We start from the raw sequence: 24,174 nt of genomic DNA, 5'->3' as shown, positions 1-24,174 counted from the left end.
AACGTGGACTGGTTTCGTGTTTGGATTATTACCTTGAACGACATGCGTTAAAAGTAGTTGAACCGCCGTATGCCGAACGGCACGTACGGTGGTGTGAGAGGGGCTAGAGATTATCCCCTACTCGATTGTAAAATCGTATAGTGTTACTGTCTATCTTATTTTGAAGAGAAAGCAAAAATCCCTATAAAATGTTTAGGGATTCGATTATTTCATTAAGAACAATTCAACAATCATCTCGATATACATGACAAGGGTCACTAAGAATCCTGCACGCCAGAAGAATTTGATGAATTTAGGATAGTAAAAGCTACGTTTTTTCAGAAGGAAGAAAAAAACGAGAATAATGGCTAGGACTGAGAGGGCTAGGCCCAGTCTAGGGAGAAAATTATGGGTAAAGGTTTTAGCTGTGATTAGGTAGTACTCAAATATCAAGACTGGAAAAGCCAAATCCGCAAAGTTTCGTCCTAGCTTTTTTAATCTAAAAAGTTTGGTTAGGATAATGCAGACTACTAAGGTCAGTATCAATAATAAAATAGATGCTAATTTCATTAAAATCATATTCATATTGTATCATAAAAAATGGCTAAAGGAAATGAGAAACAGAGGAATTTATAGGAAAGTCAGGCTTTTGAGATTGTGGGTGTTTTTTGTTATAATGAAAGTTATGAAATCTTATAATACCTTGAATGATTATTATCGAAAACTCTTTGGAGAAAAGACTTTTAAAGTCCCTATTGATGCGGGATTTGACTGTCCCAATCGTGATGGAACTGTGGCTCATGGGGGCTGTACTTTTTGTACGGTTTCAGGTTCTGGAGATGCTATCGTAGCACCAGATGCGCCTATCTGTGAGCAATTTTATAAGGAAATTGACTTTATGCACCGTAAGTGGCCGGATGTTCAGAAGTATCTGGTTTATTTTCAAAATTTTACCAACACCCATGAAAAGGTGGAAGTCATCCGAGAGCGCTATGAGCAGGCTATCAATGAGCCAGGTGTAGTAGGAATTAATATTGGAACGCGCCCAGATTGTTTACCAGACGAAACTATCGAGTATTTGGCTGAGTTATCGGAGCGCATGCATGTGACGGTTGAATTGGGCTTGCAGACCACTTATGAAGCAACCTCTGACCTGATTAACCGTGCCCACTCCTATGAATTGTATGTGGAAACGGTCAAGCGTTTGAGAAAGTATCCCAAAATTGAGATTGTTTCCCATCTGATTAATGGACTTCCTGGTGAAACCCATGAGATGATGATTGAAAATGTCCGTCGCTGTGTCACGGATAACGATATTCAAGGGATTAAACTGCATTTGCTCCATCTTATGACAAATACTCGTATGCAACGAGATTACCACGAAGGACGCTTGCAGTTGATGAGCCAGGATGAATATGTCAAGGTCATCTGTGACCAATTGGAAATCATACCCAAACATATCGTCATCCATCGAATCACGGGAGATGCACCTAGGGATATGCTGATTGGGCCTATGTGGAGCCTCAATAAATGGGAAGTGCTCAACAGCATTGAGATGGAGATGCGACGTCGTGGAAGTATTCAAGGATGCAAGGCTGTAAAACAGGAGTTTGAAAATGAAAAGACCACTTGAGATGGCACATGATTTTTTGGCTGAGGTAGTGACAAAAGAGGATATCGTAGTGGATGCGACTATGGGAAATGGTCATGACACGCTTTTTTTAGCCAAGCTAGCTAAGCAAGTCTATGCCTTTGATATTCAGGAGCAAGCCTTGGAAAAGACCCAAGAGCGTTTGCATCAGGCTGGCCTGACAAATGTCCAGTTAATCTTGCAAGGTCATGAGACACTGGACCAGTTTGTAGCAGAAGCCAAGGCAGGGATTTTTAATCTGGGCTATTTGCCATCAGCTGATAAGTCTGTCATCACCCAACCTCAGACAACGATTGAAGCATTAGAAAAACTGTGTCATTTGCTTGTCAAAGGTGGACGGATTGCTATCATGATCTACTATGGTCATGAAGGAGGCGACCTCGAGAGGGATGCTGTCTTGGATTTTGTCAGTCAGTTGAACCAACAAGAGTACACAGCTGCCATTTACCGAACTTTAAACCAAGTCAACAACCCACCATTTTTAGTAATGATTGAAAAATTAGAGAGATATAGACATGGATAAACAATACCTACGTGAAAAGCTGGATGCCATGCGCCAGAATTTTGTTGAATCAACTCACCATGAACGAGCGGTGGGTGTGTTAGACCAAGCGCATATGAGCAAAAAAATGCTTAAAATCAAGAAAAAATTAGTTGCTCTTGAAATGGAAAGGTGCCAGCGAAAAATTGAGCACAAAGACTGTTCTAAGATTGACCAAAAAATCAAAGAGCAGAAGGAGATATTTGAATCCTGTTGTAAAAAAGATTAAGGAGGAATTGCGTGGAATTACTGATTTACCTCATCCTATTTTTACTGGTCCTGATTGTCTCAAGTACAACCAATAAGCTCCTGCCCTTTTTGCCCCTCCCTTTGGTGCAAATTCTTTTGGGAATTGTGATTGGCCTCTTTTTACCCAATACCGACTTTCACCTCAATACAGAGTTGTTTTTGGCCCTGGTTATCGGGCCCTTGCTTTTCCGAGAGTCAGAGGAAGCGGATATTACCGCTATTTTAAAACACTGGCGAATCATTGTCTATCTCATATTTCCAGTGATTTTCATCTCGACCCTGAGTTTGGGTGGCTTGGCCCATCTTCTTTGGTTCAGCCTTCCCTTGGCAGCTTGTTTGGCTGTTGGGGCAGCCCTTGGGCCTACGGATTTGGTGGCCTTTGCCTCTCTTTCTGAGCGCTTTAGCTTTCCTAAGCGCGTGTCCAATATCCTTAAGGGTGAAGGACTCTTGAATGATGCATCTGGTTTGGTGGCCTTTCAGGTAGCTTTGACAGCTTGGACAACTGGAGCCTTTTCCCTTGGGCAAGCTAGTAGTTCGCTCATCTTTTCAATTTTAGGCGGTTTTCTGATTGGCTTTTTAACGGCCATGACTAACCGTTTCCTTCATACCTTCTTGCTTAGTGTTCGCGCAACGGATATAGCCAGCGAACTTTTATTAGAATTGAGTTTGCCTCTAGTGACCTTCTTTCTAGCAGAAGAAATCCACGTTTCAGGGATTATTGCTGTTGTGGTTGCGGGGATTTTAAAAGCAAGCCGTTTTAAGAAAATCACGCTTCTAGAAGCCCAAGTGGATACGGTGACCGAGACAGTCTGGCATACAGTGAACTTTATGCTGAACGGTTCTGTCTTTGTGATTTTAGGGATGGAGTTGGAAATGATAGCAGAGCCTATCTTGACCAATCCAATCTATAATCCTCTACTCTTGCTGGTGTCTCTTGTTGCCCTGACCTTTCTCCTCTTTTCTATTCGTTTTGTCATGATTTATGGCTATTATGCCTATAGGACTAGACGTCTCAAGAAAAAGCTAAATAAGTATATGAAGGACATGCTTCTCTTGACCTTCTCAGGTGTCAAGGGAACGGTGTCGATTGCTACGATTCTTCTGATACCAAGTGATTTAGAGCAGGAATATCCAATCTTGCTTTTCCTTGTTGCAGGTGTGACGCTTTTAAGCTTTTTAACAGGTCTCTTGGTCTTGCCTCATCTTTCTGATGAACAGGAAGAAAGCAAGGACTATCTCATGCATATCGCTATTTTGAATGAAGTGACGCTAGAGTTGGAAAAAGAGTTGGAAGACACCAGAAATAAACTTCCCCTCTATGCGGCTATTGACAATTACCATGGACGTATTGAAAATCTCATTCTGAGTCAAGAAAATAAGGGAGCTCAAGAAGACTGGGAGGCCTTGAAACTTCTTATCCTCAGTATTGAAAGCGATGGATTGGAACAGGCTTACGAGGAAGGCAAGATAAGTGAGCGTGCTTATCGGGTCTACCAACGTTATTTAAAAAACATGGAACAAGGTATCAATCGCAAGTTTGCTTCAAGATTGACCTATTACTTCCTTGTTTCCTTGCGGATTCTACGTTTTCTCCTTCATGAAGTCCTTACCTTTGGCAAGACCTTCCGCAGTTGGAAAAATGAAGAATCACAGAAACTCAGAGCCCTTGACTATGACCAAATCGCAGAACTCTATCTAGAAAATACAGAGATGATTATCGAAAGTTTGGAGAACCTAAAAGGGGTTTATAAGAGCTCTTTAATCAGCTTCATGCAGGATTCTCGTCTCCGTGAAACAGCTATCATCACCAGTGGTGCCTTTGTCGAACGGGTTATCAATCGTGTCAAACCCAACAATATCGACGAAATGCTGAGAGGCTATTATTTGGAGCGTAAATTGATTTTCGAATATGAAGAGAAACGATTGATTACGACCAAGTATGCCAAGAAATTACGGCAAAATGTGAATAACTTAGAGAACTATTCTCTCAAGGAAGCTGCCAATACCCTGCCTTATGATATGGTGGAATTGGTAAGAAGAAATTAATCAAGATTGTAAGTGAAGGAGTGTGACATGAAGAAGTGGTGGAAAGAGCTGATAGATAAGCCTTTAGTAAAAGCTTTTTTGCATTATTATCAAGCCTCAGATAGTGAATTGACCAGTGTCGCAGTAGCCTATTATTGGTTGATTTCAATTTTCCCCCTGCTTTTGGTAGTGGTCAATATCCTCCCCTATTTTCAGATTCCAGTTTCCAATTTTTTAAAGGTTGTCAATGAATTTTTGCCGGATACGGTCTATGATGTGGTGGCAAAGATTATTACAGAGGTACTGACTCAACCGTCAACTGGCCTGTTGAGTTTTGCGGTTTTATCAGCCCTCTGGACCTTTTCAAAATCCATGAATTTCCTGCAGAAAGCTTTTAATAAAGCCTACGGAGTTGCAAAAAATCGTGGAATGATTTCTCATCAACTCATGAGTTTGTTTGTCAGTTTTGGTCTGCAGATTCTCTTTGCCTTGGCTCTATTTTTGAGCGTTTTTGGCCGTATGCTTCTCAACCTTATCAAAAGTTACTGGAAATCAGATAGTCCTATCTTTGATTATTTGCAAGATCTAACAGGCCCCTTGGTCTATGCCTTGATTTTTGCAATCTTGGTCATGCTTTATTATTTCCTGCCTAATGTTAAGGTCCGACGGATTCGATATGTATTGCCAGGTAGTGCCTTTGTCTTATTGACTCTGGCCTTACTGCTCAATATCTTTTCAGTCTATATTAACAATTATGTCAATCACCTAGTGGACGTGCGTTTTTTCAGTTCCGTCGTCGTGGTGGTCATGATGTTCTGGTTTATTCTCATCGCTAAGATTTTGATTGTCGGCGCGGTTATCAATGCCAGTGTGCAGAGTTTGAAAGATCCGAGCTTTAGAATAAATTAATTCATTTTTTATCCATAACAAAACGCATAACATGAAAATTCCACGAGGTCAACTATAGTCAGAAAGCTGAACAACAAGCCAAAACGCCCCAAAAAGGCGGCAAAAAGCAAGCACCTGCAAGCAACGTGCCGAAATGGTCAAATCCTGATTATGTCAACGAATTAGACCCAAAAATCGTTGATATGCTAGTAGAATTTCACAAGTCACAAGGCACTTTGGAAACTCCTGAGGCGCAAGCAGAAATCGCCCAAAAACGTGAAGAAATCGAGCAAAGGAGAGCTGAGCTTGAGGATAAAAAACAAGAGCTTTTGAACCGCTTGAACAAATAGAGTTTAGCAAGTATTATGCTTACAAATTACTTGAGCAATTAACTAAAATATAAACCCTGCCTAGATATAAAGGCAGGGTTTATATTTTAGAAATTCACGTAGGTTGTTTCGGTTTTTACATACCCAGTATAGTCTGAGTTTCTATAGTATTCAGTGATAAACTTCCATTTTCTTTGAGCAACATGGATATAAGTACTTGTTATGTAGTATGGATATGGGCTTTGTGAATCCAAGTAAGACTAATAAGCTTGTATACCAAAATATGCTCCACCAATTATTGTACCCCATGGACCCCCCAATAGAGCACCTATCTTACCAATCATATAACTTATTCCAGCACCAATCATGAAGTTAGCGAATGTGTTGGCTTCTTTATTCCCATGTATTGTGTTGACGTAATTCCAAACATTAGGATCGTATGATCTAAAAGATATATTTAGGTCGATTTCATTCTTTTGATAAGCCATATAAAATGACCCATTGATATAGACGCCATCAGCACGTCGTTCAATAGTGTCTACACTTCCATTTGGATTGACCACCTCAAGAACTTCATCACTTAAAATATTTACTTGCGTATCTCCGAACCGCACTGATGAGCCATTCTCAAACTGAACCTCACCAGATACAACTTTAGAGTTTGCCGATAAGCTATCATCAGCAAAAACAACAAGCGACGGGGAAATGCTAGACATACAGAAAATAGACATAACTAGCAAACACATGCATTTAAACATCTTAGACATAACGGAAACTCCTTTGTTTTTTTGATTTTTTTCAACTTTTGTTATACAATAAAACCAAATAAAAAGAAAGCGGTAACAATATGCTTAAGGCGAAAATTTTTTATATATTTTTATTTTTGATCGTTGTCGAAACTACAGGCTTGTTGTTGTTGAAAAGAGGTCTAGAAATGGGTTATTTAGACACAGAAGCTATTATCCTCGCAATTTTTTCATTTGCTTTTTACAACCTATGTTCATTCGGTTGGGTCTACTTTACAATAAAAAACAATAAAAAATAAATAGACGTATTTTCAAAAAAAGATTACATATTTATCTCAGTAAAACGACGGTTTAAATCGTCGTTTTTTTGTATAACTCCCCCTGAAATTTATTTTAATTATGCAAATTTCACGTATTTTTGGTGCTGAGACAACGATTCTGAGAGCTTTTCAGACTTTTTTGCGACTGTCTAATCATTAGAAAAGCTTAGAGCACCAAAGGATAATGCCTGATAATGAACTGCACCCCAAAAGTTAGACAGAAAAAATCTAACTTTTGGGGTGTTTTTATTATGAAATTAACTTATGGTGATAAAGTTCAGATCTATGAATTTAGAAAGCAAGGTCAAAGATTCAAACAGCTTTCGAAAAGATTTGGTGTGGATGTTTCTGGTCTAAAATACATGGTGACATTGATTGACCGTTATGGAATAGAAATCGTCAAAAAAGGGAAGAATCGTTACTATTCCCCAGAATTAAAACAAGAAATAATCGATAAAGTTCTGCTGGAAGGTCGTTCACAAAGAAGTGTAGCTTTGGATTATGCTTTGCCTGATCGTTCGCTGTTGAAAAATTGGCTGGCGCAATACAAGAAAAACGGGTATACTATTGTTGAGAAAACAAGAGGGAGACCAGCTAAAATGGGACGTAAACGAAAGAAAACTTGGGAAGAAATGACAGAATTAGAGCGACTTCAGGAGGAGAATGAACGTCTACGTACCGAGGTGGCCTACCTAAAAAAGTTAAAAGAGTTAGAGGAAAGGGACGAAGCCTTAGAGCGAGAAAGGCAGAGACAGTTAGAGAAATGGCTTCAGGAGGATTTCGACTAGATTTACTTCTTGAAGTGGCTCGTTTACCTCGCTCAACTTACTACTATCAGTTGAAGGAACTAGATGGACTTGACAAAGATAAAGAGCTTAAAACCGAAATTCAGGCCATTTATAATGACCATAAAGGAAATTATGGCTATCGTAGAGTTACTCTTGAACTAAGAAATCGCGGTTTTGTGGTGAATCATAAAAAGGTCCAACGTCTGATGAAAGTCCTTGGTTTAACAGCTCGAATTCGTCGGAAACGAAAGTATTCTTCCTATCGAGGAGAGATTGGCAAGAAAGCAGAGAATCTCATTCAACGTCAGTTTGAAGCATCAAGGCCAATGGAAAAGTGCTATACCGATGTGACAGAATTTGCCATTCCAAATAGCACACAGAAACTCTATTTATCGCCTGTTTTAGATGGCTTTAATAGCGAAATTATCGCCTATAACCTTTCAACTTCACCAAACTTAGAACAAGTGAAAGCTATGTTAAACCAGGCCTTTACAGAGAAACACTACGAGCATACCATTCTCCATAGCGATCAAGGCTGGCAATACCAACACGATTCTTATCATCGATTCCTAGAGAGTAAGGGAATTCAAGCATCCATGTCACGCAAGGGCAACAGCCCAGACAATGGTATGATGGAGTCCTTCTTTGGCATTTTGAAATCGGAAATGTTTTATGGTTACGAGAAGCACTTTAGGTCTTTAGAAGACCTTGAACAAGCTATTGTAGACTATATTGATTACTACAACAATAAACGAATCAAAGTCAAACTAAAAGGACTTAGCCCTGTGCAATACAGAACTAAATCCTTTCAATAATTATTTGTCCAACTTTGTGGGGTCAGTACATAATATGCGTTTTTTGATTATGACATTTAATAGATAAACATGGCATCGCCAAAACTGAAGAATCGGTAGTGTTCTTGGATGGCATGGTGGTAAGCGTCTAAGACTAATTCACGGCCTGCAAAGGCAGAAACCAACATGACCAGAGTTGATTTTGGCAGGTGGAAATTGGTTGAAAAGGCATCTACAACCTTCCATTCGTAGCCAGGTTTGATAAAGATGTTGGTCCAACCAGAATCTGCTTGGATTTGTCCATCAAACTTGGAACCAATAGTCTCCAAGGTGCGGATAGAAGTGGTTCCGACAGCAATGACGCGACCACCATTTTCCTTAACAGTGCGAAGGGTGGCAGCTGCTTCCTCAGAAAGTTGGTAGAATTCTGAGTGCATTTCGTGTTCGTCCAGATTGTCAACTGAAACGGGTCTAAAGGTTCCGAGTCCGACATGAAGAGTCAGATAGACTAGATGAACACCCTTAGCTTGGATTTCTGCCAGCAATTCTTTGGTGAAGTGAAGACCAGCAGTAGGTGCAGCAGCAGAGCCACTTTCCTTGGCGTAAACAGTTTGATAGCGTTCACGGTCATCCAGTTTTTCATGGATATAAGGCGGTAGCGGCATTTCACCCAGACTTTCCAAAACTTCTAGGAAAATTCCTTGGTATTCAAAGCGGACAATGCGGCCCCCGTGAGTCAATTCTTCCGTAACAACAGCGCTGAGACGGCCATCACCAAAGCTAACGCGAGTGCCGACCTTGAGGCGTTTGGCAGGTTTTGCCAGAACTTCCCACTCGTCTCCACTAGTGTTTTTAAGGAGGAGAAGTTCCACATGGCCTCCTGTCTCCTCTTTTTGACCATAGAGGCGGGCAGGGAGAACTCGGGTGTCGTTCATAACAAGAGCATCACCAGGTTCCAGCATATCAATAATAGAGTGGAAGTGTTTATCCTGCATTTCTCCCGTCTCACGGTTGACGATGAGGAGTTTAGAGGCGTCCCGTTTTTCAAGAGGCGTTTGGGCAATCAATTCCTCTGGCAAGTGGAAATCAAAATCAGCTGTATTCATATATCTGTTCATTCTTTCTAAGTTCTAATCTTATCCATTATAACATGTTTCAAGTTTGGACGCTCTTTTTTTAGAAATTAAATCGTTTTCACTTGACAAAAATTGGTCTATACCATATAATGAATATAGATTAAAACGGAGGATGAAAAGGATGAAAGTTATTAAAGTTGAAAACCAAGTTGAAGGTGGAAAAGTTGCGTTTGAGATTTTGAAGGAGAAATTAGCCAATGGCGCTAAAACCCTAGGACTTGCGACAGGAAGTAGCCCACTTGAATTTTACAAGGAAATTGTTGAGAGTAACCTTGATTTTTCAGATCTAACCAGTGTCAACCTTGATGAGTATGTAGGCCTTGATGGGGACAACCCACAGTCTTACCGTTACTTCATGCAAGAAAACTTGTTCAACCAAAAACCATTTAAAGAAAGTTTTTTGCCACGTGGTGTTAAGGATCATGCTGAAGCTGAAGTTGAACGCTACAATCAAATTTTAGCTGACCATCCAGTTGACCTCCAAATCTTGGGAATCGGTCGCAATGGACATATCGGATTTAATGAACCTGGTACTCCATTTGACAGTCAAACTCACCTTGTAGAACTTGACAAGTCTACTATCGAAGCAAACGCACGTTTCTTTGACAAGATTGAAGATGTTCCAACCCAAGCCATTTCAATGGGGATTAAAAATATCTTGGATGCCAAGTCAATCCTTCTATTTGCTTATGGTGAGTCGAAAGCAGAAGCCATTGCAGGAACAGTGTCTGGCCCAGTGACTGAGAACCTACCAGCAAGTAGCCTCCAAAATCACCCTGATGTGACGATTATCGCAGATGCTGAAGCGCTCAGCTTGTTAGAAAAATAAAAAATCAGCACCCTTCAGTTTTTCTATTTAATGCTTTCAAGACTTGTATAAATGGAAGAAAAAATCAAAATTAAACCGGATTTTTTCTTGACAATTATTCCTTTTACGTGTAAAATAGAATAGATCTTGAACTTGAAGGGAGTGAAAAAAATGTCTAAAACAGTAGTACGTAAGAATGAATCTCTTGACGACGCACTTCGTCGTTTCAAACGTGCGGTTACTAAAGCTGGTACTCTTCAAGAAACACGCAAACGTGAATTCTATGAAAAACCTTCTGTAAAACGTAAACGTAAATCAGAAGCAGCTCGTAAACGTAAAAAATTCTAATTAGAAATGAAAGGCTAGAGAAATCTAGTCTTTTTCTTTTAATACTCTTCGAAAATCAAATTCAAACCACGTCAACGTCGCCTTGGATTATATATGTGACTGACTTCGTCAGTCTTATCTACAACCTCAAAGCAGTGCTTCGAGCAACCTGCGGCTAGTTTCCTAGTTTGCTCTTTGATTTTCATTGAGTATAAATAAATACTTCAAAGCCTGCAAAAATCTCAAATATCCTCCTACAATTTGATATAATAGAGAGAAGAACTCATTTGAAGGAGGAAATGATGTCGGTTTTAGTAAAAGAAGTGATTGAAAAGCTCAGACTAGACATTGTCTATGGCGAACCAGAATTACTTGAAAAGGAAATTAATACCGCGGACATTACGCGACCTGGTCTTGAAATGACGGGCTATTTTGACTATTATACGCCTGAGCGAATCCAACTCTTGGGAATGAAGGAGTGGTCCTATCTCGTTTCGATGTCCTCTCACAACCGTTACCAAGTCTTGAAAAAAATGTTTCTACCTGAGACACCTGCGGTCATTGTTGCTCGTGGTTTGGTGGTTCCAGAGGAGATGCTAAAGGCAGCCAGAGAATGTAAGATTGCCATTTTAACCAGCCGTACGGCAACCAGTCGTTTATCTGGAGAGTTATCTAGTTATCTGGATTCACGTTTAGCAGAACGGACCAGTGTGCACGGTGTCTTGATGGATATCTATGGAATGGGTGTCTTGATTCAAGGTGATAGTGGCATCGGTAAGAGTGAGACAGGTCTAGAGCTTGTCAAACGTGGTCACCGCTTGGTAGCCGATGATCGTGTCGATATCTTTGCCAAGGATGAGATTACTCTTTGGGGTGAACCAGCTGAAATCTTGAGACACCTGATTGAAATTCGTGGGGTTGGGATTATCGATGTCATGAGCCTCTACGGTGCGAGTGCCGTCAAGGATTCTTCACAAGTCCAGCTGGCTGTTTATTTGGAAAATTACGATACACATAAAACTTTTGATCGTCTTGGAAACAATGCAGAGGAAATAGAAATTTCTGGCGTAGCCATTCCTCGTATCCGCATTCCAGTGAAAACAGGTCGTAATATCTCTGTCGTGATTGAGGCTGCTGCCATGAATTATCGTGCCAAGGAAATGGGCTTTGATGCGACGCGTTTGTTCGAAGAACGCTTGACCAATCTCATTGCTCAAAACGAGGAGGTGCCTAATGTTTGATCCAATTGCGATTCATCTAGGCCCTCTAGCCATTCGATGGTATGCCTTGTGTATTGTAACAGGCTTGATTCTTGCGGTTTATTTGACCATGAAAGAAGCACCTAGAAAGAAGATCATACCAGACGATATTTTAGATTTTATCTTGATAGCCTTTCCTCTGGCTATTTTAGGAGCTCGTCTCTATTATGTTATTTTCCGTTTTGATTACTATAGTCAGAACTTGGGAGAGATTTTTGCCATTTGGAATGGTGGTTTGGCCATTTACGGTGGTTTAATAACTGGTGCCCTTGTGCTCTACATCTTTGCTGATCGTAAACTCATCAATACTTGGGATTTTCTAGATATTGCGGCACCTAGCGTCATGATTGCCCAAAGTTTGGGGCGCTGGGGCAATTTCTTTAATCAAGAAGCTTATGGTGCAGCAGTGGATAATCTGGATTATCTACCTGGCTTTATCCGTGACCAGATGTATATTGAGGGGAGCTACCGTCAGCCGACCTTCCTTTATGAGTCTCTATGGAATCTTCTTGGATTTGCCTTGATTCTGATATTCAGACGAAAATGGAAGAGTCTCAGACGAGGTCATATCACTGCTTTCTATTTGATTTGGTATGGTTTCGGTCGCATGGTTATTGAAGGCATGCGAACAGATAGCCTCATGTTCTTTGGTCTCCGAGTGTCTCAATGGCTATCAGTTGTTCTTATCGGATTGGGTATTTTTATCATTCTATATCAAAATCGAAAGAAGGCCCCTTACTATATTTCAGAGGAGGAAAACTAAATGTTAGAAGTTGCATATATTCTTGTAGCCTTTGCTTTGATTGTCTTTTTAGTGTATCTAATCATTACTGTACAAAAGCTTGGCCGTGTTATCGATGAAACAGAGAAGACGATTAAAACCTTGACTTCAGATGTAGATGTGACCTTGCATCATACCAATGAATTGCTGGCTAAGGTCAATGTCTTGGCAGATGATATCAATGTCAAGGTGGCAACGATTGATCCACTCTTTAGTGCTGTTGCAGATTTATCTCTATCTGTTTCAGATCTTAATGACCATGCGCGTGTCTTGAGCAAGAAAGCTTCCTCAGCTGGTTCAAAAACACTCAAGACTGGTGCAAGTTTGTCAGCTCTTCGTCTTGCAAGTAAATTTTTAAAAAAGTAAAAAAGGAGAATTCTTATGGGTAAACTATCCTCAATCCTTTTAGGAACCGTTTCAGGTGCAGCTCTTGCCTTGTTTTTAACAAGCGACAAGGGCAAACAAGTTTGCAGTCAGGCTCAAGATTTTCTAGATGATTTGAGAGAAGATCCTGAGTATGCCAAGGAGCAGGTCTGTGAAAAACTGACAGAAGTCAAGGAGCAGGCTACAGATTTTGTTCTTAAAACCAAAGAACAGGTTGAGTCAGGTGAAATCACTGTGGACAGTGTACTTGCTCAAGCCAAATCATGTGCTCGTCAAGCGACAGAAGCATCAAAAAAGCAATTCAATAATCTCAAGGAACAATGGCAAGAAAAAGCCGAAACTCTTGATGAATCAGAAGAGATTGTTATTGACATAACAGAAGAATAAACCATCACCATCTCTGGACGGACTATGTTTCTGGGGATGGTGATTTTTTTCTCGTAGCCTGTCTTTGTGGTATAATAAGTACTATGCAGAAAAAACCAACGTCAGCCTATGTGCACATCCCGTTTTGTACCCAGATTTGTTATTATTGTGACTTTTCAAAAGTTTTTATCAAGAATCAGCCGGTAGATAGTTATTTGGAACATCTGTTAGAAGAGTTTCAATCTTATGATATTCAAAAGTTGCGAACCCTCTATATCGGTGGTGGCACACCGACAGCTTTGTCAGCTTCTCAACTGGAGGTGTTATTGAAGGGCTTGACTAAAAACTTGGACTTGTCTGTCTTAGAAGAGTTGACCATTGAAGCCAATCCAGGCGACTTGGATGCAGATAAGATAGCTGTTTTGAAAAACTCGGCTGTCAATCGTGTTTCACTAGGTGTGCAAACCTTTGACGACAAAATGCTGAAAAAGATTGGGCGCAGTCATTTGGAGAAGGATATTTATGAAAATATCGACCGTCTGAAACTGGCTGGTTTTGACAATATCTCCATCGATTTGATTTATGCACTGCCTGGTCAGACCATGGAGCAGGTCAAGGAAAATGTGGCTAAGGCCATTGGACTTGATATTCCCCATATGAGTTTGTATAGCTTGATTTTGGAAAATCATACGGTCTTTATGAACCGTATGCGACGAGGGAAATTGCCTCTGCCTAAGGAGGAACTGGAAGCGGAGATGTTTGAGTATATCATCGCAGAGCTGGAGCGAGCTGGTTTTGAGCATTATGAGATTTCTAATTTCTCCAAGCCTGGTTTTGAAAGTCGCCACAATCTCATGTACTGGGACAATGCTGAATACTATGGCATCGGTGCTGGGGCATCTGGTTATGTAAATGGAGTACGCTATAAAAACCACGGTCCGATTCGCCATTATCTTAATGCGGTTGAGGAAGGCAATGCGCGTATCACAGAAGAACACCTGAGCCCAAAAGAGCAGATGGAAGAAGAAATGTTCCTGGGACTCCGCAAGAAATCAGGAGTCTCTATAGCGCGATTTGAAGAAAAATTTGGACGGTCTTTTGATGGACTTTATGGAGAAGTTGTCAAGGACTTGGTTCAACAAGGTCTCATGCAAATAGAGGGTGACCGAGTGCGCATGACAAAGAGAGGTCTCTTTTTAGGAGACACCGTAGCAGAACGATTTATTTTGGAGTAGGATGATGGGCTTAACTTATCAAATGAAAATGAAAATTCCTTTTGATATGGCTGACATGAACGGTCATATTAAACTTCCAGATGTGATTTTGCTATCCCTGCAAGTTTCAGGGATGCAGTCGATTGAGCTGGGAGTGAGTGATAAGGCTATTTTAGAAGAGCATAATCTGGTCTGGATTATCACAGACTATGATATTGAGGTGGTTCGTTTGCCTCGTTTTGGGGAAGAAATCACTATTGAGACGGAAGCTTTGAGCTACAATCGACTCTTTTGCTACCGTCGTTTCACTATCTATGATGAAGCGGGGCAGGAGCTTATTCACATGATGGCGACCTTTGTTCTCATGAACCGCGATAGTCGAAAAGTCCATGCAGTAGAACCTGAGATTGTGGATCCTTACCAGTCTGAGTTTGATAAAAAACTTATCCGTGGGCCAAAGTATGAACCTTTGGAAGAGCCAATCAGTAAGGATTACCATGTCCGTTTTTATGATTTAGATATGAATGGCCATGTCAATAACAGTAAATACTTGGACTGGATTTTTGAGGTTATGGGAGCGGACTTTTTGACCCAGTATATTCCCAAGAAAATCAATCTCAAGTATGTCAAGGAAGTTCGACCAGGTGGGGTGATCACATCGGCTGTTGAACGGTCTGGACTGGAAAGCAAGCATGAGATTGCAAGTGACGGGGCTACCAATGCCCAAGCTATCATCACTTGGCAAGAAATAAAAAAGGATTAGGGAGAAATAGATGAAATATAAAGGCTATTTAATTGATTTAGACGGAACCATTTATAAGGGGAAAGACAGAATCCCAGCAGGAGAAGCTTTTGTCCATGAATTGCAAAAGCGTGATATTCCCTACCTCTTTGTAACAAATAATACAACCCGTACTCCTAAGAGTGTTCAGGAGATGTTGGCTCAGAATTTTAATATCGATACGCCCCTATCGACTGTCTACACAGCGACTTTGGCGACTATCGACTATATGAACGACTTGGGGCTTGAAAAGACCGTCTATGTCATCGGAGAAGCAGGGCTTAAGGAAGCCATCAAGGCGGCTGGTTATGTCGAAGATAAGGAAAATCCGGCCTATGTGGTAGTAGGTCTGGACTGGCAAGTGGACTATGAAAAATTTGCGACAGCAACTCTTGCGATTCAAAAGGGTGCTCACTTTATCGGAACCAACCCTGACCTCAATATCCCGACAGAACGCGGTCTTTTGCCTGGTGCTGGTTCACTGATTACCCTTCTTGAAGTGGCAACACGAGTGAAGCCTGTTTATATTGGGAAACCAAATGCCATCATTATGGATAAGGCGGTTGAGCACTTAGGTTTGGAACGTGAAGAATTAATCATGGTTGGGGACAATTACTTGACTGATATTCGAGCTGGGATTGATAATGGCATTCCAACGCTCTTGGTGACGACAGGTTTTACCAAGGCAGAAGAAGTAGCAGACCTGCCAATCGCACCGACTCATGTGGTTTCTAGCCTTGCGGAGTGGGATTTTGATGAAAACTAAACTGACCTTTTGGGGCTCTATGCTCTTTCTCTTCTCTCTTTCAATCCTTTTGACCATTTATTTGGCTTGGATTGTTTATCCGCTGGAAATTCAGTGGCTGAATTTAACAGATCGGGTCTATTTAAAACCAGAAACCATTCAGTACAACTTTTATATCTTGATGAATTATCTGACCAATCCATTTAGTCAGGTCCTAGAGATGCCAGATTTTCGTTCGTCAGCAGCTGGGCTACACCATTTTGCAGTGGTCAAGAACCTCTTTCACTTGGTTCAGCTAGTAGCTCTAGTGACACTGCCAAGTTTTTACGTCTTTGTCAATAAGATTGTGAAAAAGGGCTTTTTGTCTCTTTATCGTAAAAGTCTCCTGGCTCTAGTGGTCTTGCCTTTACTGATTGGACTTGGGGGAGTTTTGATTGGTTTTGACCAATTCTTTACTCTTTTCCATCAAATTCTCTTTGTGGGAGATGATACCTGGCTTTTTGACCCAGCCAAGGATCCGGTTATTCTGATTTTGCCAGAGACCTTTTTCCTTCATGCCTTCCTCCTCTTTTTTGCCCTCTATGAAAGCTTCTTTGGCTATCTGTGTCTGAAAAGTCGTAGGAAGTGAAAGAAAGATGTTTTTAATTTGTATATATAATTGTATATAATTTAAAATCATCGTTAAGAATGAATTAACTAAATCTACCTTACCTCAATCGTTCGCAAACAGTCTATTTTTCTTGAAAAAATAGGCTTTTTTTCTAAAAATCTCTAGTCAAGCGCTTTATTTTTTTGTATAATAGAATTAGCAAAGTATAGATAAGAAGAGAAAAGCATGATTACACTATTTCTATCACCGAGCTGTACTTCATGTCGTAAGGCTAAGGCCTGGTTAGAAAAACATAAGGTGCCCTTTGAGGAACACAATATTATGACCAGTCCTTTAACAAGAAAAGAATTACAACACATCCTTTCCTTGACCGAAAATGGTACTGATGACATCATTTCAACTCGTTCAAAAATTTTTCAAAAATTAGATATTGATGTAGAAAGTATTTCGGTATCAGAATTGCTTCATTTGATTGAGCAGTATCCTAGTCTTTTGCGTCGTCCAATTATTATCGATGCCAAACGTATGCAAATCGGTTTTAATGAAGATGAGATTCGTGCTTTTCTCCCTCGTAGTTACCGTAAGCAAGAACTAAAAGAAGCAAGAATGAGAGCTGGTATTAGTTAATGAACAAACAGTATAGTTACCCACTAGATTTGTCGTGGAGCACTGAAGAACTTGCTTCAGTGCTTTCTTTTTTTAATGATGTTGAAGCTGCCTATGAAGGCAAGGTAGAGGCTAAAAAGTTACTGGACTCCTATAAGGGATTCAAAGCGGTCGTGCCAAGCAAGAGCGAAGAAAAACGTTTGGGACGAGAATTTGAAACAGTTAGTGGCTATTCGCTTTATCGAGCAGTTCAGACTGCCAAGGAAAAAGGGGAAGGGAAGATTTCTCTTGGAAAGTAAATTTGAATTTGCTAAAGAGCTTGTCAATAAGGCGGGTCAGTACATTCTTGACCATATGCAGGAAGACTTGTGTGTTGAAACCAAGTCCTCTCCAACAGATTTGGTGACCAGACTGGACAAGGAAGTTCAGGAACTCTTGGTTAGTGAGATTTTGTCTCGTTATCCTGAGGATAAGATTTGTGCTGAAGAAGGTTGTCTGCGAGCTTCGGTTCAAGAGGGCAAGGTTTGGGTCATTGATCCAATTGATGGGACCAATAATTTTGTCGCCCAGCAGGAAGATTTTGCTGTTATGGTGGCTTATTTTGAAAATGGTCAGGGACAGTTTGGTCTGATTTATGATGTGGTCAAAGGGGATTGTTACCACGGTGGTGGGGAATTTCCAGTTTGTCTAAATGATAAGCCCCTAGCTCCCTTTCAAGCAAAACCACTTGGAGATTTTCTCATTGCAGGAAATAGTGGTATGCTGGAAACCAACGAATGGGGTCTGGCTGATTTGAGTCGAGCTGTGCTTGGTGTTCGAGTCTATGGGAGTGCGGCCATTAGTTTTGCCAAGATTTTGTCAGGGCGTTTGTTGACCTATGTCACCTATCTGCAACCATGGGATTATGCTGCTGCTAGTATTTTAGGGGACAGTCTGGGCTATCGGGTTGTGACCCTTTTTGGTGAAGCTCCTGATTTTCAAACCAGACAGCCGGTCATGATGGTGCCTCTTGAGATGCTGGAGGAAATTCAGTCCTATATTTACGAAAGGAAAAGAACTTAAATGCAATTTCCAGAAGGATTTGTTGAAAAATATGAAGAGATACTAGGAGATGAGGCAAGAGATTTTCTTGCCTCTTTTGAGGAGGAAGCGGTTTCGGCCTTTCGGGTCAATCCTTTAAAAGAAGCGCCAGTTTCCTTTCCTGATGCCATTCCTCAAACTCCTTGGGGCCATTACGGGAAGGTGTCTGGGAAATCGCCTGAGCATGCTACTGGTTTGGTTTATTCGCAAGAACCTGCTGCCCAGATGGTGGCTCAGGTAGCCCAGCCCAGTCCTGGTATGAAGGTTTTGGACTTGGCAGCTGCACCGGGTGGAAAATCAACTCAATTAGTAGCCTATCTAGCAGGGGAGGGTCTCCTTGTTTCCAATGAAATTTCAAGCAAACGGGCTAAGATTTTAGTTGAAAACATGGAGCGCTTTGGAGCGACAAATGTTGTGGTGACCAATGAATCTGCTGACCGCTTGGCCAAGGTTTTTAAGGGCTATTTTGACCTCATTGTCCTTGATGCCCCTTGCTCTGGTGAAGGGATGTTTCGTAAGCAACCAGATGCTATGGACTATTGGAGCTTAGATTATCCGAGTCAATGTGCTAGCTTGCAAAGAGAAATTCTGGAAGATGCAGTAACCATGCTAGCTGAAGGTGGTCGCTTGGTTTATTCAACATGTACCTGGGCGCCTGAGGAAAACGAAGAGATTGTTAATTGGCTGCTGGAAGAGTATGATTTTGATTTGCTGCCAGTAGAGCATATCAATGGAATGGTAGCTGGAATTGACCTGCCAGAAACGGCTCGGATGTATCCTCATCATTTTAAGGGAGAGGGTCAGTTTGTCGCCCATTTGCAATTTAAAGGTGACAATCCAGCTCCTAAATGTAAGGCAAGTAAGAGTAATCTCAGCCGTGAACAAGTTGTCTTGTGGCAGGAATTTGCCCAAAAACATTTGAAGGTCAACCTAAGGGGAATCTTGCAGACTTTTGGTGACCAACTTTATCTCTTGCCAGAATTCTTGCCAGATTTAGGGAAACTCAAGATTGCTCGCAATGGACTGCATCTGGGCACTTTTAAGAAGAAACGCTTTGAGCCTAGTTTTGCTCTTGGTCTAGCCTTGAAAGCGAGTCAGGTCAAGCAGTCGGTTGAAATTGATCAAGAGGAATTTGTAAAGTATGTGGCTGGAGAAACTGTTCAGCTGGCGGAAAGTCTGCCAAATGGTTGGTACCAAGTTTTAGTTCAAGGAAATGGTTTGGGCTTTGGAAAGGTGACTGGAAATGTTTTGAAAAATTATTTTCCAAAAGGCCTCAGATTCAAGTGAAATGCTAGTCAAAGTAGCTTGTCTATGTTATAGTGGAAGTATGGATTTTTTTCAAATTGTCTTTCATTTTAAGTCAAAATTGGTGGAGACGGCAAGTGAGCAAATTTCTAGTAAAATTAAGCTATCAACTTCAGTTTGCTCTCAATTTTAAAAAAGAAAAACATAAATAAATAATTGAAAAAATTCACAGCATTCACCATTATTTTCAAGGAGAAAAACAGTGAAAAAAAGGAAAAAACTCGCTCTATCCCTTGCGGCTCTTTTGCTAGCAGGTTCTTTGGCGGGATGTGCTAGCTGGATTGATCGTGGAGAATCCATGACAGCTGTTGGCTCAACGGCTCTTCAACCTTTGGTCGAAGCTGCAGCAGATGAATTTGGTTCTATGCACGTTGGAAAAACAGTCAACGTCCAAGGTGGAGGATCTGGTACAGGTCTGTCTCAGGTTCAGTCTGGAGCCGTTGATGTAGGAAATTCAGACGTATTTGCTGAGGAAAAAGACGGTATCAACGCATCCGCTCTAGTGGATCACAAGGTTGCTGTAGCGGGCTTGGCAGTCATTGTAAATAAGGAAGTTGATGTTGAAAATCTGACAACTGAACAACTCCGTAGCATCTTCACAGGTCAAGTGACCAACTGGAAAGAAGTCGGTGGGAAAGACCTAGCCATTTCCATTATCAACCGCGCGGCAAGTTCTGGTTCACGTGCAACCTTTGATAGTGTTATCATGGATGGTCAATCTGCCGTGCAGAGTCAAGAACAGGATTCAAATGGGATGGTTAAAAACATTGTTTCCCAGACACCAGGAGCCATTTCTTATCTAGCCTTTGCCTATGTGGATGACTCAGTGAAACGTATGAAGTTGAATGGCTATGAGCCGATTGCAGAAAATGTTACAAGCAATAACTGGCCTTTGTGGTCTTATGAACACATGTACACCCTAGGTCAGCCAAACGAATTGGTGGCAGAATTCCTCAACTTTGTCCTCTCTGATGAAGCGCAAAGCGGAATCGTTAAGGGGATGGGCTATATTTCTGTTAAGGAAATGAAGGTTGAAAAAGATGCTGTAGGAACGGTGACAGCACTAGAAGGGAGTCAATAATGAATCAAGAAGAATTAGCTAAAAAATTACTTTCTCCCTCAAAGAACTCTCGTCTAGAGAAATTAGGAAAAGGCTTGACCTTTGCCTGCCTGTCTTTGATTGTCATCATTGTGGCCATGATTTTGATTTTCGTAGCCCAAAAAGGCTTGTCGACCTTCTTTGTCAATGGGGTCAACATCTTTGATTTTCTCTTTGGACAAACTTGGAATCCTTCAGGTAAACAATTTGGTGCCCTTCCCATGATTTTGGGTTCCTTTATTGTCACAATCCTATCAGCCCTTATCGCAACTCCTTTTGCCATTGGTGCAGCTGTCTTTATGACCGAGGTCTCACCAAAAGGTGCTAGAATCTTGCAGCCAGCTATTGAATTGCTAGTCGGGATTCCTTCAGTCGTGTATGGATTTATCGGTTTGCAGGTCGTAGTTCCCTTTGTCCGCAGTGTCTTTGGTGGAACTGGATTTGGGATTTTGTCAGGGATTTTCGTTCTCTTTGTCATGATTTTACCTACGGTAACCTTTATGACAACCGATAGCTTGCGTGCGGTGCCTCGTCACTACCGTGAAGCTAGTTTGGCTATGGGGGCCACTCGTTGGCAAACCATCTGGCGCGTGACCTTGAAGGCAGCGCGTTCAGGTATTTTTACAGCAGTGGTCTTTGGGATGGCGCGTGCCTTTGGAGAGGCTCTGGCCATTCAGATGGTGGTCGGAAACTCAGCCGTTGTCCCAACTTCATTGACAACACCTGCTGCGACCTTGACCTCTGTCTTGACCATGGGTATCGGAAATACCGTTATGGGTACAGTTGATAATAACGTACTTTGGTCACTGGCCTTAGTCTTGCTTTTGATGAGTTTGGCCTTCAACAGTGTGATTAAATTGATTACGAAAGAAAGAGGAAAGAAAAACTATGCACGCTAAGAAATTAGATAAAATTGCAACAGCTGTCCTCTACTCGATTGCAGGAATTATCGTTGCCATCTTGGCATCCTTAATTCTTTATATCTTGGTTCGTGGTTTGCCCCACATCTCTTGGTCTTTCTTGACTGGCAAATCCTCTTCTTACCAAGCAGGCGGAGGGATTGGAATTCAGCTTTATAATTCCTTCTTCCTTCTGGTTATTACCTTGATTATCTCTGTTCCCTTGTCTATGGGGGCTGGGATTTTCCTAGCTGAATATGCCAAAAAAGGTTCTGTGACCAATTTTGTCAGAACCTGTATTGAAATCTTGTCTTCACTGCCATCAGTGGTTGTAGGTCTCTTTGGTTACTTGATCTTTGTAGTTCAGTTTGAGTATGGATTTTCAATCATTTCAGGTGCCTTGGCCTTGACAGTCTTTAACTTACCTCAGATGACTCGAAATGTTGAGGACAGTTTGAAACATGTTCACCATACGCAACGTGAGGCCGGCTTGGCCCTTGGAATTTCTCGCTGGGAGACAGTGGTCCATGTGGTCATTCCAGAAGCCCTTCCAGGTATTGTGACTGGGGTCGTCTTGGCTTCTGGTCGTATCTTTGGTGAGGCAGCTGCTCTTATCTATACAGCAGGACAATCCGCTCCAGCACTTGACTGGTCTAACTGGAATATTCTCAGTGTGACCAGCCCAATCTCTATCTTCCGTCAAGCAGAAACCTTAGCTGTCCACATCTGGAAAGTAAATAGTGAAGGTACTATTCCTGATGGAACCATCGTATCAGCAGGTTCTGCCGCCGTGCTCCTTATCTTTATCCTCATCTTTAACTTTGGAGCCCGCAAACTCGGAAGCTACCTACATAAGAAATTAACCGCTGCCTAAAGGAGAAGCCATGTCAAAATATAATTGGGATGAAAAGCATATCATCACCTTTCCTGAAGAGAAAGTGGCCCTCTCTACTAAGGATTTACATGTTTACTACGGTAAAAATGAATCCATCAAGGGCATCGATATGCAATTTGAAAAAAATAAAATCACAGCCTTAATTGGCCCTTCTGGTTCAGGAAAATCAACCTACCTTCGCAGTCTCAACCGTATGAATGATACTATTGATATTGCCAAGGTAACAGGTCAAATTCTCTATCAAGGGATTGATGTCAACCGCCCAGAAATCAATGTTTATGAGATGCGCAAGCACATCGGAATGGTCTTCCAACGCCCAAATCCCTTTGCTAAGTCTATCTACCGCAATATCACTTTTGCCCATGAACGTGCAGGGGTTAAGGACAAGCAAGTCTTGGATGAAATTGTGGAAACCTCTCTTCGTCAGGCTGCTCTTTGGGACCAGGTCAAAGACGATTTGCACAAGTCGGCCTTGACCCTATCAGGTGGTCAGCAGCAACGTCTCTGTATCGCTCGCGCTATCTCTGTTAAACCAGATATCCTCTTGATGGATGAGCCGGCGTCTGCCTTGGATCCGATTGCGACAGCCCAGCTGGAAGAAACTATGTTGGAATTGAAGAAGGACTTTACCATCATCATCGTGACCCACAGTATGCAGCAGGCTGCGCGTGCTAGTGACTACACAGGATTTTTCTACTTGGGTGACTTGATCGAGTACGATAAGACCTCTAATATTTTCCAAAATGCCAAACTACAGTCAACCAATGACTACGTAACAGGACACTTTGGATAGAAAGGAAACAGTATGACAGAAGCGATTTTACAGGTGTCAGACCTGTCCGTTTACTACAATCAAAAAAAGGCCTTGAATAGTGTTTCCCTATCTTTCCACCCTAAGGAAATTACAGCCTTGATCGGTCCATCTGGATCAGGGAAGTCAACCCTTCTCAAGGCTATCAACCGCATGGGGGATCTCAATCCAGAGGTGACCACAACTGGTTCGGTGGTTTACAACGGCCACAATATCTACAGCCCGCGTACAGATACAGTTGAATTGCGTAAGGAAATCGGTATGGTTTTCCAACAACCAAACCCTTTCCCTATGTCTATCTACGAAAATGTTGTTTACGGGCTTCGTATCAATGGAGTGAAGGATAAGCAGGTTCTGGATGAAGCGGTAGAAAAAGCCCTACAACGAGCTTCTATCTGGGATGAGGTCAAGGATCGCCTGCATGATTCAGCTATCGGGCTTTCAGGTGGACAACAGCAACGTGTCTGTGTTGCCCGTGTCTTGGCAACAAGTCCTAAAATCATTCTCTTGGATGAACCGACTTCAGCCTTGGACCCTATCTCGGCTGGTAAGATTGAGGAAACCTTGTATGGTCTAAAAGATAGATATACCATGCTCTTGGTTACGCGTTCCATGCAACAAGCTTCTCGTATTTCTGACAAGACAGGATTTTTCCTAGATGGAGATTTAATCGAGTTTAACGATACCAAGAAGATGTTCCTAAACCCACAACACAAGGAAACAGAAGATTATATTTCAGGAAAATTTGGATAAGGAGA

General features: G+C 41.5%; 28 protein-coding genes and 1 pseudogene. 26 read left to right on the top strand and 3 right to left on the bottom strand.

What is annotated here, in order from left to right:
• Positions 1-204: 204 nt before the first annotated feature.
• Positions 205-564 carry a DUF3397 domain-containing protein gene (locus GEZ85_RS03205; protein WP_153209408.1) on the bottom strand — a complete coding sequence of 120 codons (360 nt, stop codon included), beginning with the start codon at positions 562-564 and terminating at the stop codon, positions 205-207.
• 91 nt (positions 565-655) lie between these two features.
• Between GEZ85_RS03205 and mnmL the strand changes: the two genes are divergently transcribed.
• The 6 genes from mnmL (at position 656) to GEZ85_RS03175 (ending at position 5,683) form a co-directional block, all read left to right on the top strand.
• On the top strand, positions 656-1,612 hold the full coding sequence (gene mnmL / locus GEZ85_RS03200) for a tRNA modification radical SAM protein MnmL/YtqA (RefSeq protein WP_049499535.1): 957 nt from the start codon (positions 656-658) through the stop codon (positions 1,610-1,612).
• Positions 1,596-2,153: a tRNA 5-(aminomethyl)-2-thiouridylate-methyltransferase MnmM gene (gene mnmM / locus GEZ85_RS03195; protein WP_194251505.1), complete on the top strand. Its 558-nt coding sequence runs from the start codon at positions 1,596-1,598 to the stop codon at positions 2,151-2,153. The genes mnmL and mnmM overlap by 17 nt, the downstream gene beginning before the upstream one ends.
• Positions 2,146-2,400, top strand: coding sequence for a hypothetical protein (locus tag GEZ85_RS03190; RefSeq protein WP_000361085.1), 255 nt, complete (start codon positions 2,146-2,148; stop codon positions 2,398-2,400). Before mnmM ends, GEZ85_RS03190 begins: the two co-directional genes overlap by 8 nt.
• An 11-nt stretch (positions 2,401-2,411) precedes the next feature.
• Positions 2,412-4,466, top strand: coding sequence for a cation:proton antiporter (locus tag GEZ85_RS03185; protein WP_322741424.1), 2,055 nt, complete (start codon positions 2,412-2,414; stop codon positions 4,464-4,466).
• A 27-nt stretch (positions 4,467-4,493) separates the two neighbouring features.
• Complete coding sequence (locus GEZ85_RS03180) at positions 4,494-5,354, top strand: YihY/virulence factor BrkB family protein (RefSeq protein ID WP_153209404.1); 861 nt, start codon at positions 4,494-4,496, stop codon at positions 5,352-5,354.
• 125 nt (positions 5,355-5,479) lie between these two features.
• The gene (locus GEZ85_RS03175; protein WP_001127305.1) at positions 5,480-5,683 is read left to right on the top strand and encodes a hypothetical protein; all 204 of its coding nucleotides are present in this window, start codon (positions 5,480-5,482) and stop codon (positions 5,681-5,683) included.
• An 86-nt stretch (positions 5,684-5,769) separates the two neighbouring features.
• On the opposite strand, the pseudogene GEZ85_RS03170 reads toward GEZ85_RS03175, so the two are convergent.
• Positions 5,770-6,378, bottom strand: a pseudogene (locus GEZ85_RS03170) (hypothetical protein).
• A 601-nt stretch (positions 6,379-6,979) separates the two neighbouring features.
• On the opposite strand from GEZ85_RS03170, the gene GEZ85_RS03165 reads away from it, so the two are divergent.
• Positions 6,980-8,331, top strand: a protein-coding gene (locus tag GEZ85_RS03165) for an IS3 family transposase (RefSeq protein ID WP_142358424.1) whose coding sequence is annotated in 2 segments (ribosomal slippage) — positions 6,980-7,421 and positions 7,421-8,331 — 1,353 coding nt in all. Because the reading frame shifts where the segments join, the coding sequence is not laid out codon by codon here.
• Between the two features lie 56 nt (positions 8,332-8,387).
• On the opposite strand, the gene queA is transcribed toward GEZ85_RS03165, so the two are convergent.
• Entirely contained in the window at positions 8,388-9,416 is a 1,029-nt protein-coding gene (gene queA, locus GEZ85_RS03160) for a tRNA preQ1(34) S-adenosylmethionine ribosyltransferase-isomerase QueA (protein WP_153209415.1), read from the bottom strand.
• 151 nt (positions 9,417-9,567) lie between these two features.
• Between queA and GEZ85_RS03155 the strand changes: the two genes are divergently transcribed.
• The 19 genes from GEZ85_RS03155 (at position 9,568) to pstB (GEZ85_RS03065) (ending at position 24,169) form a co-directional block, all read left to right on the top strand.
• Positions 9,568-10,275, top strand: coding sequence for a glucosamine-6-phosphate deaminase (locus GEZ85_RS03155; RefSeq protein ID WP_153209402.1), 708 nt, complete (start codon positions 9,568-9,570; stop codon positions 10,273-10,275).
• 150 nt (positions 10,276-10,425) lie between these two features.
• Complete coding sequence (rpsU, locus tag GEZ85_RS03150) at positions 10,426-10,602, top strand: 30S ribosomal protein S21 (RefSeq protein WP_000048054.1); 177 nt, start codon at positions 10,426-10,428, stop codon at positions 10,600-10,602.
• A gap of 281 nt (positions 10,603-10,883) precedes the next feature.
• On the top strand, positions 10,884-11,822 hold the full coding sequence (hprK, locus tag GEZ85_RS03145; RefSeq protein WP_049516049.1) for an HPr(Ser) kinase/phosphatase: 939 nt from the start codon (positions 10,884-10,886) through the stop codon (positions 11,820-11,822).
• Positions 11,815-12,603, top strand: coding sequence for a prolipoprotein diacylglyceryl transferase (lgt, locus tag GEZ85_RS03140; protein WP_153209400.1), 789 nt, complete (start codon positions 11,815-11,817; stop codon positions 12,601-12,603). The genes hprK and lgt overlap by 8 nt, the downstream gene beginning before the upstream one ends.
• Positions 12,604-12,987 (top strand): DUF948 domain-containing protein, encoded by a 384-nt coding sequence (locus GEZ85_RS03135; protein WP_153209398.1) that lies wholly within the window; start codon positions 12,604-12,606, stop codon positions 12,985-12,987.
• Between the two features lie 15 nt (positions 12,988-13,002).
• The gene (locus GEZ85_RS03130; protein ID WP_024057506.1) at positions 13,003-13,392 is read left to right on the top strand and encodes a YtxH domain-containing protein; all 390 of its coding nucleotides are present in this window, start codon (positions 13,003-13,005) and stop codon (positions 13,390-13,392) included.
• A gap of 83 nt (positions 13,393-13,475) precedes the next feature.
• Positions 13,476-14,606 carry a radical SAM family heme chaperone HemW gene (gene hemW / locus GEZ85_RS03125; protein ID WP_153209396.1) on the top strand — a complete coding sequence of 377 codons (1,131 nt, stop codon included), beginning with the start codon at positions 13,476-13,478 and terminating at the stop codon, positions 14,604-14,606.
• 4 nt (positions 14,607-14,610) lie between these two features.
• Positions 14,611-15,348, top strand: coding sequence for an acyl-[acyl-carrier-protein] thioesterase (locus GEZ85_RS03120; RefSeq protein ID WP_153209413.1), 738 nt, complete (start codon positions 14,611-14,613; stop codon positions 15,346-15,348).
• A gap of 10 nt (positions 15,349-15,358) precedes the next feature.
• Entirely contained in the window at positions 15,359-16,132 is a 774-nt protein-coding gene (locus GEZ85_RS03115) for a TIGR01457 family HAD-type hydrolase (protein WP_033688459.1), read from the top strand.
• Positions 16,122-16,739 carry a TIGR01906 family membrane protein gene (locus tag GEZ85_RS03110; RefSeq protein WP_153209393.1) on the top strand — a complete coding sequence of 206 codons (618 nt, stop codon included), beginning with the start codon at positions 16,122-16,124 and terminating at the stop codon, positions 16,737-16,739. The genes GEZ85_RS03115 and GEZ85_RS03110 overlap by 11 nt, the downstream gene beginning before the upstream one ends.
• Positions 16,740-16,946: 207 nt before the next feature.
• Positions 16,947-17,348, top strand: coding sequence for a Spx/MgsR family RNA polymerase-binding regulatory protein (locus GEZ85_RS03105; protein ID WP_000631254.1), 402 nt, complete (start codon positions 16,947-16,949; stop codon positions 17,346-17,348).
• Positions 17,348-17,626 carry a UPF0223 family protein gene (locus GEZ85_RS03100; protein WP_001041977.1) on the top strand — a complete coding sequence of 93 codons (279 nt, stop codon included), beginning with the start codon at positions 17,348-17,350 and terminating at the stop codon, positions 17,624-17,626. The genes GEZ85_RS03105 and GEZ85_RS03100 overlap by 1 nt, the downstream gene beginning before the upstream one ends.
• Positions 17,616-18,389 (top strand): inositol monophosphatase family protein, encoded by a 774-nt coding sequence (locus tag GEZ85_RS03095; protein WP_153209391.1) that lies wholly within the window; start codon positions 17,616-17,618, stop codon positions 18,387-18,389. Before GEZ85_RS03100 ends, GEZ85_RS03095 begins: the two co-directional genes overlap by 11 nt.
• Positions 18,390-19,694, top strand: coding sequence for an RsmF rRNA methyltransferase first C-terminal domain-containing protein (locus GEZ85_RS03090; RefSeq protein ID WP_153209389.1), 1,305 nt, complete (start codon positions 18,390-18,392; stop codon positions 19,692-19,694).
• A 220-nt stretch (positions 19,695-19,914) separates the two neighbouring features.
• Positions 19,915-20,793 carry a phosphate ABC transporter substrate-binding protein PstS family protein gene (locus tag GEZ85_RS03085; RefSeq protein ID WP_125393046.1) on the top strand — a complete coding sequence of 293 codons (879 nt, stop codon included), beginning with the start codon at positions 19,915-19,917 and terminating at the stop codon, positions 20,791-20,793.
• Positions 20,793-21,710 carry a phosphate ABC transporter permease subunit PstC gene (pstC, locus tag GEZ85_RS03080; protein WP_001070903.1) on the top strand — a complete coding sequence of 306 codons (918 nt, stop codon included), beginning with the start codon at positions 20,793-20,795 and terminating at the stop codon, positions 21,708-21,710. The genes GEZ85_RS03085 and pstC overlap by 1 nt, the downstream gene beginning before the upstream one ends.
• Positions 21,700-22,584, top strand: a complete 885-nt coding sequence (pstA, locus tag GEZ85_RS03075; protein WP_153209387.1) for a phosphate ABC transporter permease PstA — start codon at positions 21,700-21,702, stop codon at positions 22,582-22,584. The genes pstC and pstA overlap by 11 nt, the downstream gene beginning before the upstream one ends.
• A gap of 10 nt (positions 22,585-22,594) precedes the next feature.
• Positions 22,595-23,398 carry a phosphate ABC transporter ATP-binding protein PstB gene (gene pstB, locus GEZ85_RS03070; protein ID WP_000049848.1) on the top strand — a complete coding sequence of 268 codons (804 nt, stop codon included), beginning with the start codon at positions 22,595-22,597 and terminating at the stop codon, positions 23,396-23,398.
• Positions 23,399-23,410: 12 nt separating this feature from the next.
• A complete protein-coding gene (gene pstB / locus GEZ85_RS03065; RefSeq protein ID WP_153209386.1) occupies positions 23,411-24,169 on the top strand; it encodes a phosphate ABC transporter ATP-binding protein PstB in 759 nt (252 codons plus the stop codon).
• Positions 24,170-24,174: the final 5 nt, after the last annotated feature.

It is taken from the genome of Streptococcus mitis (assembly GCF_009496205.1).
Lineage (GTDB): Bacteria > Bacillota > Bacilli > Lactobacillales > Streptococcaceae > Streptococcus > Streptococcus mitis_BN.
This window is presented reverse-complemented; position numbering and strand designations above follow the sequence as displayed.